The organism is Hoyosella altamirensis (assembly GCF_014191505.1).
GTDB classification, from domain to species: Bacteria; Actinomycetota; Actinomycetes; order Mycobacteriales; family Mycobacteriaceae; genus Hoyosella; species Hoyosella altamirensis.
In genome coordinates this window covers 1,179,107-1,195,312 of the sequence record NZ_JACHWS010000001.1, presented here as the reverse complement: position 1 = coordinate 1,195,312, position 16,206 = coordinate 1,179,107, and the positions used below count along the sequence as shown (strand labels likewise).

Annotated in this window: 16 protein-coding genes; 8 read left to right on the top strand and 8 right to left on the bottom strand. The window is 62.0% G+C overall.

The genetic code is table 11. The annotated features are described in order from the left end of the window. The first annotated feature begins 30 nt into the window (after nucleotides 1-30). The 3 genes from FHU29_RS05775 to FHU29_RS05765 all read left to right on the top strand — a co-directional run bounded on the left by FHU29_RS05775 (nucleotide 31) and on the right by FHU29_RS05765 (nucleotide 2,071). Nucleotides 31-180 carry a hypothetical protein gene (locus FHU29_RS05775; protein WP_183377478.1) on the top strand — a complete coding sequence of 50 codons (150 nt, stop codon included), beginning with the start codon at nucleotides 31-33 and terminating at the stop codon, nucleotides 178-180. 97 nt (nucleotides 181-277) lie between these two features. Continuing rightward, nucleotides 278-1,246, top strand: coding sequence for a helix-turn-helix transcriptional regulator (locus tag FHU29_RS05770; RefSeq protein WP_183377477.1), 969 nt, complete (start codon nucleotides 278-280; stop codon nucleotides 1,244-1,246). A gap of 99 nt (nucleotides 1,247-1,345) precedes the next feature. Beyond that, on the top strand, nucleotides 1,346-2,071 hold the full coding sequence (locus tag FHU29_RS05765; RefSeq protein WP_064440864.1) for a PIG-L deacetylase family protein: 726 nt from the start codon (nucleotides 1,346-1,348) through the stop codon (nucleotides 2,069-2,071). 8 nt (nucleotides 2,072-2,079) lie between these two features. On the opposite strand, the gene FHU29_RS05760 is transcribed toward FHU29_RS05765, so the two are convergent. Next, on the bottom strand, nucleotides 2,080-3,036 hold the full coding sequence (locus FHU29_RS05760; protein ID WP_074390881.1) for a CapA family protein: 957 nt from the start codon (nucleotides 3,034-3,036) through the stop codon (nucleotides 2,080-2,082). Between the two features lie 15 nt (nucleotides 3,037-3,051). Next, nucleotides 3,052-4,995: an acyl-CoA dehydrogenase family protein gene (locus FHU29_RS05755; RefSeq protein ID WP_064440865.1), complete on the bottom strand. Its 1,944-nt coding sequence runs from the start codon at nucleotides 4,993-4,995 to the stop codon at nucleotides 3,052-3,054. A gap of 184 nt (nucleotides 4,996-5,179) precedes the next feature. Between FHU29_RS05755 and FHU29_RS05750 the strand changes: the two genes are divergently transcribed. Continuing rightward, a complete protein-coding gene (locus FHU29_RS05750; protein WP_064440866.1) occupies nucleotides 5,180-5,902 on the top strand; it encodes a hotdog family protein in 723 nt (240 codons plus the stop codon). A 5-nt stretch (nucleotides 5,903-5,907) separates the two neighbouring features. Here FHU29_RS05750 and FHU29_RS05745 read toward each other — a convergent pair whose 3' ends face one another. The 3 genes from FHU29_RS05745 to FHU29_RS05735 form a co-directional block, all read right to left on the bottom strand. Continuing rightward, on the bottom strand, nucleotides 5,908-6,753 hold the full coding sequence (locus FHU29_RS05745; RefSeq protein ID WP_064440867.1) for an NUDIX hydrolase: 846 nt from the start codon (nucleotides 6,751-6,753) through the stop codon (nucleotides 5,908-5,910). A 56-nt stretch (nucleotides 6,754-6,809) separates the two neighbouring features. After that, nucleotides 6,810-8,450 (bottom strand): acyl-CoA synthetase, encoded by a 1,641-nt coding sequence (locus tag FHU29_RS05740; RefSeq protein ID WP_064440868.1) that lies wholly within the window; start codon nucleotides 8,448-8,450, stop codon nucleotides 6,810-6,812. A gap of 122 nt (nucleotides 8,451-8,572) precedes the next feature. Next, entirely contained in the window at nucleotides 8,573-9,061 is a 489-nt protein-coding gene (locus FHU29_RS05735) for an anthrone oxygenase family protein (RefSeq protein WP_064440869.1), read from the bottom strand. Nucleotides 9,062-9,190: 129 nt separating this feature from the next. Between FHU29_RS05735 and FHU29_RS05730 the strand changes: the two genes are divergently transcribed. From FHU29_RS05730 to FHU29_RS05720, 3 genes are all read left to right on the top strand, one after another. Continuing rightward, on the top strand, nucleotides 9,191-10,243 hold the full coding sequence (locus FHU29_RS05730) for an alpha/beta hydrolase (RefSeq protein WP_064440870.1): 1,053 nt from the start codon (nucleotides 9,191-9,193) through the stop codon (nucleotides 10,241-10,243). A gap of 123 nt (nucleotides 10,244-10,366) precedes the next feature. After that, complete coding sequence (locus FHU29_RS05725) at nucleotides 10,367-10,942, top strand: hypothetical protein (RefSeq protein ID WP_064440871.1); 576 nt, start codon at nucleotides 10,367-10,369, stop codon at nucleotides 10,940-10,942. 172 nt (nucleotides 10,943-11,114) lie between these two features. Continuing rightward, the gene (locus tag FHU29_RS05720) at nucleotides 11,115-11,489 is read left to right on the top strand and encodes a DUF5709 domain-containing protein (protein ID WP_064440872.1); all 375 of its coding nucleotides are present in this window, start codon (nucleotides 11,115-11,117) and stop codon (nucleotides 11,487-11,489) included. Nucleotides 11,490-11,496: 7 nt separating this feature from the next. On the opposite strand, the gene FHU29_RS05715 is transcribed toward FHU29_RS05720, so the two are convergent. Genes FHU29_RS05715 through FHU29_RS05705 form a run of 3 tightly spaced genes read right to left on the bottom strand, consistent with a single transcriptional unit; the run spans nucleotide 11,497 to nucleotide 15,306 of the window. Then, a complete protein-coding gene (locus FHU29_RS05715; protein WP_064440873.1) occupies nucleotides 11,497-12,096 on the bottom strand; it encodes a TIGR03086 family metal-binding protein in 600 nt (199 codons plus the stop codon). Between the two features lie 52 nt (nucleotides 12,097-12,148). Continuing rightward, a complete protein-coding gene (locus tag FHU29_RS05710; protein ID WP_064440874.1) occupies nucleotides 12,149-13,684 on the bottom strand; it encodes an FAD-binding oxidoreductase in 1,536 nt (511 codons plus the stop codon). Further along, nucleotides 13,681-15,306 carry a multicopper oxidase family protein gene (locus FHU29_RS05705; RefSeq protein ID WP_064440875.1) on the bottom strand — a complete coding sequence of 542 codons (1,626 nt, stop codon included), beginning with the start codon at nucleotides 15,304-15,306 and terminating at the stop codon, nucleotides 13,681-13,683. The genes FHU29_RS05710 and FHU29_RS05705 overlap by 4 nt, the downstream gene beginning before the upstream one ends. Nucleotides 15,307-15,433: 127 nt before the next feature. Between FHU29_RS05705 and FHU29_RS05700 the strand changes: the two genes are divergently transcribed. Beyond that, a complete protein-coding gene (locus FHU29_RS05700) occupies nucleotides 15,434-16,204 on the top strand; it encodes an NRDE family protein (protein ID WP_064440876.1) in 771 nt (256 codons plus the stop codon). Nucleotides 16,205-16,206: the final 2 nt, after the last annotated feature.

The following is a 16,206-nucleotide window of genomic DNA, read 5'->3' as shown; positions in this document are numbered from 1 at the left end:
ATCGAGTCACCAACCTCGGGAAGGGTTCGCATGCCTGAACGCCAAGATTCCGACCGGTTCCGCCACCTGCCCCCAGCGGTCCGCCTCGAGGACACGATCACGTCCCAGGACACCACGACGCCGCCGGATCCGGAAGGCGGCCGTGACAATGATCGGGAGTTTCCCTCTCGCTACGCTTGACCAGTGCACCGCCGCCGGTACGCCCGCTCTCGTCCTCGCAGGCCATCCACGCTGAATTAGGACGTATTCTGTCCGGATTCAGTGGCACGATACTGGCATGGCGAATACGAGTGGACGAATGCTGCGGCTACTGTCCCTGCTGCAAAATCACCGCTTCTGGCCTGGAGAAGAGCTGTCAGGGCGACTAGAGGTGAGTCCGCGGACGCTGCGCCGTGACATTGACCGTCTGCGCGAACTCGGCTACCCGGTCGACGCCACCCGCGGTGTGGCGGGAGGCTACCAATTGCGGTCAGGGTCCGCGCTTCCGCCACTGCTTCTCGACGACGATGAGGCGGTCGCCATCGCAGTAGGGCTTCGAAGTGCTGCTGCCGGAAGCATCGGAGAGACGGGCGATCAGGTGACAATCCGCGCCCTTACGAAAATCATCCAGGTCATGCCGCCCCGGCTCCGCAAACGCGTGGCTGCTCTGCAGGATTACACGGTTCCGGTCGCAGCGAGACACGTCGCCGCTGTCGATGCGGTGACCCTGACGATCATCGCGCAGTGCTGCCGTGACAGCGAGCGACTCACCTTCACACACACCAAGACTGGCGGTGAATCAGCTGAGCGTCGCGTCGAACCGCACCGCCTGGTGTCACTGGGCCAGCGCTGGTACCTCGTGGCATGGGACTTGGACCGATGTGACTGGCGCAGCTTCCGCGTAGACCGCGTTACTGGCCCCGCGCCGACTGGCGTGCGCTTCCGGTCGCGTGAACTCCCCGCCGCCGACGCCGCGGAGTTTGTTCAGCGCGGGCTTTCCACGCTGTCACAGCAGCACCGCATTGACGTGGAGATTCAGGCACCAGCAGAGCAGATCCGGCGTATCGCAGGTCATTGGGCAACAATCACGCCCTCAGGCGAAACTACGTGCGTGATGACGATGACCGTCGACGACCTCGGATGGCCAGCGCTCATTCTCGCCGCCGCGGGTGCGGAGTTCCGCGTCAAGGCCCCCACAGCGCTCGTCCACTACCTCCGCGACACTGCCGCTCTCTTCGGACGGGCGACGGACGGCTCCGTCGCGTAAACCGTCCGGGATAAGCTGAACCGTCGGAGGCACGAAGCGGTCGCCAAGCGCGTCCCGGAAACTGCCGTAGAGACTGCATACGCTGAAGGGCAACTGGTGATGACCTATCCGGCGATAGCCGAACTCGGAACAATTGCTTCCCTCTGGGCTCATCCGGACGACGAGACATATGTGTGCGGCGGCATCATGGCTGCAGCTGCGGCGAACGGACAGCGAGTTACCTGCGTATCCGCGACGTGCGGCGAACTGGGCACGGAGGATCCGGTGGGGTGGCCACCAGACCGACTTGGACGTGTTCGCCGATGGGAAGCGTCCGCAGCAATGGCCGTGCTCGGCGTTAAGGACCATCGCTGGCTTGACTATCCCGACGGTGGACTTGCTGGAATCGACTCCGAAGAGCCTGTCGCACGAATCGCGGAAATACTCGACGAAGTCCGGCCCGACACGATCCTGACGTTCGGCCCAGACGGCGGCACCTTCCATCCTGATCATCGAACCATCTCTCAGTGGGTTGGCAAGGCGTGGAACAGAGCCGGGCGCCCGGGCCGTCTCCTCCACGCGTGCCTCACCGACACTCACCTTGCAGAGTGGGGTGATGCGTACGAGCGGTGGGGCGTATTCATGACGGCAGATCGCCCAGTGGGAGTGCCCGTTGAGAAACTTGCTCTTCATCTCACCCTGGACGGGGAACGTCTCGATCAGAAGATCACCGCGCTCGCGGCGATGCACACACAGACAGCCCCTGCCATGGCGGTGCTCGGCGTAGATGCCTACCGAGCCAGCAATGCCGAAGAAACATTCGTCGACGCCACCGAACGCGGCTAACCACCGACTCACCAGCGCACAATCAGCATCCCGTCGGCGCCCTCAGTCTGCCGCACCTCTGTACCGAGTTCGGCGCAGGCGGCGGAAAGTCGTGCTGCGATCCACTCGCGATCGCGTCCAGTTGCAATCTCGGTGTAGGCGAACGACAGATGGATCGGCAGTACCTCGAAACGTGGTCTGCCAATCTCCGCGAAACCGATGATGCCGAGTTCGTTCCGCACATCGCGATACCGCATGTAGTCGTCGATGACGTCCCCGAGATCGTAGAAGACATGGGGTGCGCAGCCGTGGAAAACATGCGCCGAATGACCCGCAATCAGGGTGGCTCCGGATTCGACGAGCGAACGCGCACACCGCTTGAATTCCGGCAGTGGTTCGGTGGTCATGTTCGGACCCCAGTGCGGAGTGACCAGTACCGCGTCCGCCACGCGCGCAAGGTCGTGAACGCTGCTGGTGAGCCACCCCGGAGTTCCGTTGCGCACATCCGCGTACGCGGTGCCAGCGCGGACATTCGTCGCAGCGAAATCCGGAGGATGATCAGCGAAACCCAGAACCGCAAGGCGGAATCCGTGCTTGACAAGCACAGCCCCACGCCGTGCTTCCGCAACAGAGCCACCTGCACCGACCGCTCCGATTCCCGCTTCGCGGAGGTAACGCAGCGTGTCGTGAAATGCTCCGTACCCGTAGTCGAGGACATGGTTGTTCGCGAGATTTACGCAGTCAACGTTCAGCCAGTTCAGCACCTCGACCGCGGAGGGTGGCGCACGGAAGTGGAAGGGCTTGAACGCCGGATCCCACTTTTCACCCCGATCAGAAATGCAGCATTCGAGGTTGGCGATGACGCAGTCAGCGTCGGCCACCACTTCCCGGAGCGCAGGCGAAAACAGCGCGTACGGACCGTCTTGCCGCAGACGGTCCGCAACGCCACGGCCCAGCATTGTGTCGCCGAGAAGTGCGACCCTCACTCTTCCAGTGTGCCGCTACTCCCGGGTGGACGGCAGGTAGGGCCGCCGCAGGTTTTCCTCAGTACTCGCCTCCGCTTTCCAGTCAGAGATCCAGGGGCCGGTACCCTCGCTCGCGTCGAGGACGCCTGCTTCGAGCCAGGTGTACCGGCCGTCGAGCACCCCATTCGCGATGTCGTGGTCGGTGTCGTCGGTGTTATCCCAGAGGGCGTCGAACAAGCGGTTTACCCGCAGACGCGCCTGCTGGCAGTACGCGTCGGCAAGTTCGTGCGCAGTGGCGCCGCGTTCCGGATCGTCAGCCCTCTCCTGTTCCGCCCGGACGCACGAGGCAGCCATTGCGAACAGTTCCGCACCGATGTCCACGATCCGGCCAAGGAAGCCCTGCCGGTATTCGAGTTTCGCTTGCCAGCGTGCCATGCCGTACACCATGGCACGCGCGAGCTTGCGTGACCGCCGCTCCACGAAGCGCATGTGCTGAGCTAGTTCACCGAACTCGGCATACGACGTCGGAACTTGCCCTTTACCAGCGACCAGGTGGGGCATCCACCGAGCATAGAAGCCACCGGCGCTCATCGCTGACTTCGCCTTAGTTTTCATGTCAGCCTTCGGATTGACGAGGTCACCGGCGGCTGTCAGGTGAGCGTCGGACGCTTCACGAGCAACGATGAGGCGCATGATCTCGCTCGAACCCTCAAAGATCCGGTTGATCCGCAGATCACGGAAAAGCTGTTCAGCAGCCACTGCCCGCTCACCGCGCGCTTTCAGTGACGCCGCTGTTTCGTAACCGCGCCCACCGCGAATCTGAATGAGCTCATCGGCGATCACGCAGGCCATCTCGCTGGACCACAGTTTGGCGAGCGCGGCTTCGATGCGGATATCGTTGCGGCCTTCATCCGCCATCTGCGAAGTAAGTTCGACCACTGACTCGAGCGCGAACCCGGTCGCGGCAATGAAGGAAATCTTCGAGGCGACCGCGCCATGCTTACCGACGGGCCTGCCCCACTGGACGCGCTCCGCCGACCACTCCCGAGCGATCTTCAGTGACCATTTCGCAGCTCCCGTGCACATTGCGGGGATAGCAAGTCGACCCGCATTGAGCGTGGTCAAAGCGATCTTCAGGCCATCGCCCTCTCGCCCGATCAAGTTCTCCTTCGGCACGCGGACTTTGTTCAGGCGGGTCACCCCATTCTCCAGGCCCCGCAAACCCATGAACTCGTTGCGGCGTTCCACTGTGATACCAGGAGAATCGGCTTCGACGACGAACGCCGAGATGCCGCCACGCCGACCGTCACCCTTTGGCACGCGGGCCATCACCACCAAAAGTTCCGCGACTACCCCGTTTGTAGTCCAGAGCTTCACGCCATTCAGTTCGTAGGCTTCGCCGTCCTCGATAGGGGTAGCGGTCGACGCCATCCGTGCCGGGTCGGACCCCACATCTGGCTCCGTCAGCAAGAAAGCACTGATAGCACCTTTCGCGCACCGCGGGAGGAATCGTTCCTTCTGCTCGGGTGTGCCTGCAAGTTTCAGCGGCTCTGGAACACCGATTGACTGGTGCGCTGAAAGCAGCGCACCAAGGCTCGGATGCACAGACCCGACGAGCATTAGCGCGCGGTTGTACGCGATCTGCGACAGCCCCTTACCGCCGTACTGCGTCGAGATCTTCAGACCAAAGCACCCTAGCTTCGCCAGTTCGGCGACATACTCGTCCGGAACACGGTTGTCGCGCTCGATGACTGAACTGTCCATTTGCGCACACACACGCTCGAGCTCGGTGAGGAATTCCTCTGTGCGCACTGCGACCTCATGCGGCTGCCGCGGGAACGGGTGGATCAGCTCAAGCGGGAACCGGCCAAGGAAGATTTCCTTCGCGAAAGACGGTTTTGCCCACCCTGCTTCGCGCGCCTCTTCAGCGAGTTCGCGTGAATCCGCCTCAGTCGCATGAACTTTCTCGTCAACGGTCATGGGATGTCCTCCAGAAGGGACGGTTGTTACTCGCCAGTATCTTTATGTGATCCAGATTACACTTATTTGTACGCGCGTCTGTGGACTTAAAACAGAAATTGCGGGCATCCCATGACAGAGGCCTAGGCGTGACGACTAGGCGGCAGAGACAGGGCCCCGCAAGGGCTCGGGCCAGGAGATCACCATGACAGCGGACGTCATACGGATTGATCCGCGGTTCTGCGGACCATCCGATTCTGGCAATGGCGGATACGTCAGCGGTTTGCTCGCGGCGTATGTGGAGGGGCCCGCACGGGTTCGCTTGAAAATGCCGCCACCCCTGAACAAGCCCCTCACCGTGGACGTTACCGCTGAGGGCGCAAACCTGCGCGACGGCGATCAAGTCGTCGCCACTGCCACCCCGGCAACCGTGCAGGTCGTGCCCCCCAGCGTGCCATCGATGCCTAAGGCGATCGCCGCGACCCAGAGGTTCCGTGGCAACACCGACCACCGTTTTCCGCGGTGTTTCGTGTGTGGACCGGAACGCGCGCCCGGCGACGGGCTGCGGATCTTTCCCGGTCCGGTCGAAGGCCGGGATCTAGTTGCGGCTCCGTGGGTGCCGGAACCCAGTGTGGGTGAGCACGGTCTCGTTAAGGACGCTTTCATTTGGGCGGCTCTTGACTGTCCTGGCGGTTTCGCTGTGTGGCCCGACGATCCCGAAGTGGCCGTCGTGCTCGGCGAGCTCGCGGTGCGCATCGACAAGCCGGTGCACATAAGCGCGTCGCTGCGTGTCATTGGCTGGCCGCTCGGCGTTGAAGGTCGCAAGCGCACATCGGGGACGGCGATATTCGACTACAACGGCGAGGTGCTCGCCGTTGCTGAGGCAACATGGATTGCCGTTCCAGCCGCAGACTTCACGACGGGGTGACTCGACTATGTGGTCGCGTTCGGACGGTCTGCCTGCTGCAAATAATAGGTCTCGCAATTGGGGAAGATGGTTCGCAGCTGGCCGTCGTGACGCTCCATGATCGGCTGGATCGCCGGCAGTGGCTCTCCCGCACGCGCGTCATCCCGTAGCGCAGCAACCTCCTCCGTCGACTGAATATCGAGTAGCCGCGTCAGCTGACACCATGTTGGCGGCATGAGCACACTATTGCCGCGGCGCCACTCGGCTATCGCAGCTGAGGGGGCCATCCACCTGCACTCATCGGCCTCCGATGTTTCCCCATCAGCGTCTTGGCCTTCCGGCAGGACAGCGAGGAAAAAGCGCGTGTCGTAGCGCCGCGGGCTGGGTTCCGGCGTAATCCAGTTGTCCACTGGGAGCAGCAGGTCCGCCCGGAGGGCCAGACCATACTTCCGCAGGATCTCGGCGATGCTCATGGTCCCCGCGACAAGTTCGCCGCGATGCTGCGCCGCCCCGTCAGCTACCTCAGCAGCCGACAGTTCCGTGCCGTCGCTGCGGCAAGCCAGTAGCGCACCGCATTCTTCGAAAGTCTCGCGGACCGCCGCACAGACTAGCGCCTTCGCAGTGGGGACTGGCACGTCAAGGCATCGGGCGAAGTCGTCCGGCCTCCATGACGCCGTATCACCGCCGAACCATGGCACGCTCGTGTCGAAATCGCTTTCTTCGACGCTCCCGCCAGGAAACACCGTCATCCCCGCTGCGAATGCCATGGACTTCGTCCTGCGCTGCAGGAATACCTCGAGCAGCCCATCTGTGCGACGATCGCCATCACGAACGAGGATCACTGTCGCTGCGTCGCGTACCGCGGTACCCACTGAACATTCGCCCCTTCACCCGCCGTCGCCTTTGACAGCCACGATACCGGGTGCAGTTACGTGTCTATTTCCATCTCGACGAGGACGCGACGAAGCAGCTTGCCTGTCGCATTGCGGGGAAGCTCGTCGACGAACACTACGTCCCGAGGCACCTTGTAGCGCGCCAGGTTGCTCTTGACGTACTGCTTAATCTCCTCTGGGTCCTTCGCCGAGTTTGCCTCTGGGACCACGAACGCCCGCAGGCGCTTACCGAACTCCACATCGTCGACACCCACTACGGCGGCGTCGGAGATGTCGTCACGTTCGACAAGCAGGTTCTCAACTTCCTGCGGAAACACGTTCTCACCACCGGAAACGACCATATCGTCGTCACGCCCATCGACGAAGAGCAGTCCATCCTCATCGAAGTGACCCATGTCTCCGCTCGACATGAACCCGTCGATGATCTGCTTATGCCGCCCGTCCGTATAGCCTTCGAACGGTGCTCCGCTGCGAATGAAGATCCGCCCGCGCTTGTTGCTGCCTGTGATGCGCCGATCGTTCTCATCGAACAGTACGACTTCGCAGGTAATTGGTGACCGGCCAACAGTGCCGGGTGCACGGCGCAGTTCACTGGGATTCGCGACAGTGGCGATCGCGCACTCGGTGGAACCGTAAAGGTTGTAGAGGACGTCCCCGAATGTGTCCTGCGCCCGCGTTGCTAGCTCAGGGGTGAGCGCAGAGCCTGCCAGCACAATTGCTTTCAGTGAGGATGTGTCGTACTTCGCCCGTGTTTTCTCGTCGAGTTCGACCATACGGTGCAGCATTGTGGGCACCGCGACGAGCATATCTGCCTTGTGATCCGCGACTGCTTTGAGTGTGGCTTCCGCGTTGAAGCGGCGCATCGTGACGGTCTTGTTTCCGAGCGCCGCACTGATCAGCCAGGTCGCTAACCCGGTGCTGTGGAAGATCGGGGAGACAATGACGACAGTGCCTTTTCTGGGGAACGGGATCCGGTCGACCACTTGAGCAGTTGCGAGTGGCGTCACCTTGTCGCGGGGTGCGCCCTTCGGAAGCCCTGTCGTGCCGCTTGTCAGGATCACGAAACCTGCTGGCTTCTTCGGCGGAGGTAAGGGATCAGTTGAGCGGCTCGCGATAAGTGCGTCGATCGATGCCGCACCCTCGGGCACCTCGTCTCCGTCATCCACCCAGGTGAGGATGCGAGGCATATCGGGAGGCAGAGCGTCGAGCAAGCCGAGGAATTCGCTGTCGTGCAGGATCGCCTTCACCTGTTCGCGTTTACACACTTCAGCGAACTGCGGCTTAGCGAAGCCTGTATTCATGAGGACCAGCCGGATGCCAGCTTTGCCAGCCGCGCACATCGAGAGGAGCAAACCGCGATGGTCCCGCGCGAGGATGCCTACCGCCGAGCCTTCGCTCAGTCCGAGCTCCTTCATCGCGCGCGCTAGCGCGGTCGACTGCTTGTCGAGTTCGCCATAGGACAGCTCGCCACGCTCATCGGCGACTGCGGGTAAATCCGCATACTTTCGTCCACCCTGAATTGCCATGGTGGCTTGCGGGCCATAAACCTTCGAATTCTTGGCGGCCTCGAGGCTCACACCGAGTTTCGAAAGATCAACGATTCCCCGCTGCTTCAGAACCACGGCCGCTTTCGCGACCTCCCCAATATGACGCAACTTCGTCGACAATGACGCCATGTAAACCCCCTTGTGGGACGTAGCGCAGTCCCCATAATGTGCGCGATGTCACAGACTTTTTATGGAGGCTACCAGAGGTCGTCCGCAATGTCCGATCTCTCCGCCACGCAGCTCATTTGGAGTCAGGCCAGGGCGAGAGCAAGGCACAGTGCTGCTGCGGCCGCACAGGCCGTGGCGGTGCGCACGAGGTTGAAGCGGATCCACCGCGGCTCGAAATGTGCTCGCGCAGACCGCAGGTGTTCAGCGTTGTCATCCGGGTCGGCCGCTTCGAGTTCGACGTTTAAGGGAATGTTCACCCGCCCGGTAATGAGCATCGTGGTGGCGTACAGGAGTAAGGCCAGCCCAGCAGCCACCGCCGGTCCAGCTGTCCCGGAGAATGCGAGCAAAGCAACAGACACGACAATCAAGGGCGCGGATCCGATGTACACGCTGAGGAACCAGGGGTTGACAATCGCGTTGTTGATTCGCTGCATCACGTCGATGAAGATGCGGTCCGGCACCGTCCGGAGTGCGAGCATTACCGAACAGGAGTAGGCGAAGAAGACACCCGCGCTCAGCCCGGTCAGGAAGGTCGCTAGCGCGAGGACAATAAGCGCGGCGGTGTCGAGCATCAGTGATCGGCCTCCTTCCAATCCAGTCTCGCAGGTTAGGATTAGCGAAGCCAGAGCGCTGGCCACGCAAGTCCGGCGAAGGCGGCCAGTGGGAGATCGCCATGGGCCAGTCTCTGATAGAAAGATTCCATGCAACGTCGTATTGCCGCCGCTGCTGCGCAAAACGCAGCGCGCGCGGCAGCAAAGTTCATAGGAATGACCCCTGACCTGTTGTGGACACCCATAGCAGGTCCACGTCCAACGATTGATGGGCAGCGGATGAGCGCGCGGCTCCAGGCGTTCTCGAGGGTCCTCGCGCCCCAGCTCGCTGCGCGCACGCCGCCGAGTGAGCGCGCGCGGTGGCGAATGGAGAAACTCGCCCAGCTCAGTGTCCCCCCAGAAAAGTTGTCAGTGCGAGTGACAGAATCGACTGTCGCTACGCCCGGCGGGGCGGTCACGGGTCGCCTGTATGAGCCACATACAACGACCCCGCGGGGGCTTCTCGTCTACATCCACGGCGGTGGCTGGCATTTGGGCAGCGCCGCCGGTTACGACCCGGTTGCCACCTTCTTGGCTGCACGCATCAATACTCGCGTGTTCTCCCTCAACTACCGGCTCGCACCGGAACATCCCTTCCCTGCCGCATTCCTTGACGCTCTGGCTGGGTACAAGCACGCGATCAAGCAGGCCGAATCCTGGGGTGTGCGCGGCCCGATCGTGATCGCTGGAGACAGTGCAGGCGGCAACCTAGCGGCCGCCGTCGCCTACGCGGTTTCCTCGGACAAGACCTACCGGCCGGATCTCGCGGCGCTTGTTTATCCCGCGCTGGATGCGCGCCTCGACCGGTACCCGTCGAGCGATCTCTTTCACACCCCACTCAGCCGGGCCTCAGTCGACCGGGCCTTCGATTGGTATGTGCCAGTGCAGGACAGCCGCACCGATCCACGTTTCAGTATCGTTGGAGCTGAAGAACTTTCACAAATGCCGCCCACATACATCGCTACCGCCGGGATGGATGTGCTGCGCGACCAAGGTGAGCTGTTCGCGAAGGAGCTGGAGGCTGCAGGCGCGTCGGTGACCGTGGAGCAGTTCCCGAACATGCCGCACGGCTTTCTCAGCATGTTGGTGGACCCCGGTGCGCGTGCAGCGTCCGAGCGGATCGCTGACGCCGTGCGCGAGAACATGCTGAAGCTGATTGCATGACAGGTGATTTGCGAAACCGTCGCGGTTGCGTAACTGCGGTTCTCATCTGATAGCGTTGTTGTTAGCGTTCGGATCATCTTGTTGGTCGACAGCACCCCAGGGTGCGTTGGGACTTGGCTACCGATGAAAACGAAGCGTTCTTCCGCCCTAGCAGTACTTGCCGCCGCGAGTCTTCTCGGTGTGCCCGCCTATGCTGCGGCCGATACGACATCGCCCGAATGTGAAGTGACCGATTCCACCGTTACCTGCACGTTCGACGCCCCGGGAGAGCACGTCTTCGACCTTCCCGACGGAATCGAGTCCATGACAATCAGCGCGACCGGCGCGCATCTGACTGGATCAGACGAAGAGGCGCCCGATAGTCTCGCCGACACGGTCACGTCTACGCTGACTGATTTGCCCGCAACGCTATACCTTTCCGTGCCGCTCATGGGCGAGGGCGGCGCAGCTGAAGTGGCGACTGACCTCGATGACATCGACACCAGGATTGTCATTGCGGCTGGCGGCGATGGGGCCGAATCCTCGCTGGGCGACGATCAGGAACTCGCGGAACCCGAGGCAGAACCGAGTGTCGTCATCAGCTACAGCGTCGATGAGCAGACAGACTCCGACCCGGCGGCGTGCCCCGGCCTCTGCATCGACGACACTGTTTACAAGCTCTACGAACTGATGATGTCGAACGCTCAGCAATCTCAGTAGTCGGTCGTGTGCACAAACGTGCACTGCCGCCATTGATTTGGTGCTCAATCGTGCACACAAGCGAGTTGCGTCGCACAGACTCGTCCCCCCATCCGGGTTTGACTCACCGGCCCAACGGGAACACTTGAGGTAGGCACGCGCACACGTCTACTCGCGGCCGAAGGAGACGAGCATGACTGACCCATACGGCCACGAAGCTGATTCCGAACCTGAAGATCAGTTGCAGCCCGAGGACTCGCTTATCGATCGTGGAGTCGACGACGCCCTGGATGAGGGTTATTCGCCGCCGGAAAAGCCCCTCGCTCTCGACGACGAGCCTAATGAAACTCTCGATGATCGACTCGCCCGCGAAGAACCAGAAACGGGCGGCGATCCAGCCGACGGGCGCGTCGAAGATCCGCGTTCTGGTCGCCTGGTCGCGCCGGAGCAAGACCCCGACAACGAGGGTCAGCGCGTTCCTTCAGCGGAAGATGTAGGCATCGACGGTGGGGCCGCGTCAGCTGAAGAAGCGGCAGTCCATGTGGTGGATCCAGAAGTTGAGAGTTAGCGCTTCGTCACGATGGCGGCGTCCAGTGAGGGTCGCGCCCGATCATTCCGAGAAGGCGCGCTTGCAGGGGCGCATCGCCGGGCACTTTCACTTCAGGACCGAAGACGACGACGCCTGGCCCGAACGCGCCGGGAGTTCGCATCTGATCGAGCAATTGTGGCGGCAACGCGGATGTGCCTGCCCAGATCCGGTCGACATCGTCTTGATCCATTGTGTCGTCCTGATTCGTCGCCCGCGCGAGGTCCCAGCCGTGAAGCACCATGTCGTCACTAACGACTCGATCGACATGATTCTCGACAGTCATTGATCCTGCGGGGCTCGTGATCTCAGTGGCCGCCACCTCGTCGTCATTGAGGAGACGCTCAACGTCGCCCCGGGCAGACTTGAAAGCGGAGAGTGGGTCTTCGTCAACTGAGGGCGCCGGACTGAGTTGTTGGCCTAGTGGACGCACCATCACGGCGTGCATGTCGACAATGTGGCGGACCACGTCGCGTGCAGTCCACCCCTCGCAAGGCGATGGCCGCTCCCAGGCATCGGGCGGAGTGCCCGCGACCTTCGCCTCGAACGCGTCGGCGTGCTTGCGGTACCTGTCAGCAATGGGACTCATGTACTACTGACCTTCCAGAATCAGCAGATTCATCGGCACTCTCACATCTGCCCTACCTTCGAACCGGGATGCTTTGTTCATTGCGGAACACATCATTCGGGTCGTAGGACGTCTTCACATCGACAAGACGATCGAAGTTCTCGGCGTAGTACTGCTGCTCCCAGTTGGTGAGTGCCCGATTCGGAAAGTTCTGATAGCTCTCGTCTGGGGTGTGAGGTGCGATCGCAGCAATGACAGCGTCGGTCCACTGGTTGAGGTCGTTTCCCACCGACGCTGGGGCGTCGTTGGGCCAGACTGTTGTCGGCCGCAGTAGTGTCGACATGCCTCGATGGACGTATGCGGTTTCGGTTCGCCCGAACGCGTTGACAACATCTCCCCCGACCCACCCCAGCGACCAGATTGATCCATTCGCATCATCCGATCGGCTCGGGCACGCGACCAGAAGGTCGACCAGTTCCCCGACGGCACTCTCGGGAATCGGGTCGGATGCGAACCGCGAGATGTCTCCCCACGAATGTGACGGTTGTTCGTCGGTGGCGAAGATCCGCTGCGCATCCCAGAACCCCATTTCTGTGATGTTCTGGCTGTCCGGCTCCCCCGCTGCGGCGATGACGGGGGCCAGTAGGTCACGCAATTCGTCTGCAGTCCCGATGTACTGGCCGTGCGTATTGACGTGAATTGCCGCTTCGGGTCCGCCGCTCCCGATTTCGGTGGCCTGAGCGTAGGCGTCAGCGTTGAACTCCGCAGGTGCAGTAGCGCTGAGAATGTTGAATGCATTCAGCATCGCGCCCGCAGCATCCGCGCCGCTCCAGTTAATGTCAAAGTGTGTGACGGGGTGCCGCGGAACTTCCGCCAGCGCGAACGTAAAAGCCGTGTTGATCCCGAAACTGCCGCCTGCGCCTCCGCGACACGCCCAGAACATATCCTCGTGCTGTGCGTCGCTGACGTCGAGGATGTTCCCATCCGCGGTGACGATGCGCGTCGCGGTCATCCGATCACTCGCGAGCCCCGCCCAGTGGGTGTTGAAACCGATGCCGCCACCGAGGGCGAGTCCGCCGTAGCAGACAGCAAGGCACGTCCCGCCGGGGAGGAAAAACGGCCCGTCGGCGCTCGCGGTGAGCATCGCTCTGTTGCTCGCTGCGCCACCGAGCACCACTGTGCCGTCACTGTCGTTGATCTGCACTGAATCCAGTGCAGCAATGTCAATCAGCAGACCAGTGGTTGTCGAGAATCCGGCGTAGCTGTGCCCGCCCCCACGGGCCACTGGTTGCACGCCATTCTGCACGGACCACTCCACACACGTCGCCACGTCCTCCTCATCAGCAACCTGCGCGACGGCGATGGGTCTGGTGCTGAGGTACCGGCCGTTCGCCGAAGCACTGCGTGCCTCATATTCGGCGTCACCGGGCCGTAGCAGCGTGCCGCGCAGCCGCGCAGCAAGTTCGTCGAGCGCGCTTGTATCTACCTGGGCGGCGGCTGGTGGGCCGGCGCCATTCGCCGAACACCCGATGAACGTCGCGGTCATACCCGCGCCGAGAAGAATCGCACCCGCGCGCAGTGCCTCGCGCCGGGAGAGGTGTGCGCTCATTCGATTACCTCCACTGCTTCCATCATTCCGAGATCCTCGTGGGAGAGGATGTGGCAGTGCTGCACGAATTGACCGGTGAAGTCCGCGAAATGAGTTTCGAAGGTGAAGGAATCGCCCGTGCCACCGGTAAGAACCCATGTGTCGCGCCACAGGGGTTTGTCGAGTGCTTCACCGTTTATTTTTGTGATCTTGAACGGGTTGACGTGAATATGGAGAACGTGCGCGTGACGCGCTAGCTTCGGGTCAGTCGCGTTGACGATCGTCCACTCTTCCGCCGTTCCGAGCCGCGGCTGATATGGCTCACGTTCGGGACTGTACGGAAACCCGTTGATGCCGAAAGTTTCGAACTCGTTGCCGGGCTCCCGTTCAACCGTGTACCGAACCTCGCGCGTGCGCGCGATCGGCGGCATCGGCGGATCGTACGCGGGAAGCGTCGACGGCAAGTTCATTTCGGGACCCTCGCCGGCCACCTTTAGCGTGAGGATCGGCCGCACCTCGAGTTCTCCAGTACTCATTGGTGGCGGTTCATGCGGGGAATGTTCCTCGGTAGAACCTCCAGGGTCGTTGGGACTGTGCGGCATGCCGGGAATATCTGGATGCTGGCTAGATCCCGGAGTGAGTACGAGGTTGTACGTACCCGGCGCTCCCGCTTTCACGAGTAGCTCGACCCGGTTCCCGGCTGACAGCAGCGCGACGTCGCTCGGCTCCGGTTCGGCAAGAGTGAGTCCGTCCCAAGCGAGGACATTCAAGGCGTGTCCCTCTAACGCCAAGGACATGTATTTGCCCTCGGCAGCGTTGACGAGCCGCCAGCGTTGCACCTCACCCGGATACATGGTGATTTTCGGCGTCAACCGTCCGTTCACGGTGTAGAGGATTTGTGTGCGAGGGAAGAATGACTGCTCAGTGGTGGGGTAAGGGATGGGCTCGGCTAACTGGAAGTCATCGCCGAGCTCGATGGCCTGCAGCACCATCACCTGTTCTTTCGCGGCCCGCACCTCAGGCACCTGGTCGATCTCGCCCCGCACGATGATCATCCCGGCCATCCCTGCCCTCACCTGCTGACATACGGCTCCGTGCCGGTGCGGGTGGTACCAGTGAATTCCTCCTGGGTGATGGGAAGGGATAGGTATCTCATACCGCTGCGTTCCGCCCGGAGCGACGCTGAGAAAAACGTTATCTCCATTCCCTTGCGGGGAAACGTGCAAGCCATGTGTGTGCAGGTTCGTCGTCGTCCACTCGTGGGGACGCGACATGTCAAACGCGCCCATATCCTCATGCGAAACATCGAGTTCCGGCAGATCATTGACCAGATCTATGCGGAGGGTGTCACCTGCCTGAACCTCCCAGGTACGTCCGGGCACCATGCCGTCATAGGTGTAGGTCGTCACTGGCCGCTCGGCGCCCATGTCGACTGACGCGACAACACTAGTCAGTGACACCGCGAGCACACCATCGGCGCTGCGAACTACCTCCGGTACGTGAAACTCATCCGGATCTGCCCTGTCACCGTCCGCCTCATCCCGCATCGACGCGCAACTGACGGCCGCACCACCAAAGACCGTGCCCATTACCGCGCCGAAACCAAGTCGCAGCGCCATGCGGCGACTGACGATCAGCCCCATGGAAGTCTCCCTCATAAGCAGTCGGCGAGAGACTGCTCGGTCCGAACTTTACGCCGCTCGGCGGCAAGCTAACCCCCGAATGCGCGCCTTAGTAGCCCGATATCCAGCGCGCACGTACGGTCGTGACGTGTGCCTAATTCTCCTGGCGTGGCAGGACAATCCAGATGTGCCGCTGATCGTCGCCGCGAATCGCGACGAGTTCTTCCGTCGTCCCACGACGGGAGTGCACTGGTGGGGTACCGAACCCGACGTACTCGCGGGCCGTGACGAACTGTCGGGAGGCACATGGATGGGTGTTACAGCCGGTAAGCGTTTCGCAGCGGTGACGAACTTTCGCGACGGCGCACCAGCTGCGGGAACCTTGTCACGCGGTGATCTGCCGAAGGACTTCCTGCTCGGCGACCTGTCTGCGAGGGAGTACTGCGATGCGGCCACCGCCCGGGGCGGTGAGTTTGGTGGGTTCAGTCTCTTCGTGAGCGACGGCTCTGAGCTCTGGTGGACGTCAAACCGCGGCGATACTGGTCCCAGCATGGTCCAGCCCGGGATTCACGGACTTTCGAATGCACTTCTCGACACCCCTTGGCCGAAGGTCGTCGACGGGAAGGCCGCATTTGCCGAAGTGGCGGCAACCGACGACGGCTCAGCTGATCCGGAAGACTATCTCGCCGTTCTCACCGACACGACGAAAGCGCCTAGCGGCTCGCTACCGGACACTGGCGTACCCCGGCTGTTCGAGAAGCTTCTCTCGAGCCGATTCATCCGGATGGGCAGCTACGGCACGCGTGCGAGCACTGTGCTGCGTATTCGCGCTGACGGATCGCTCGATCTCACAGAGCGCCAATTCAGCTGGAGCGGAGCGACGTCAACGACTACGCATAGGATTGCGTCGAGCACGTGAAG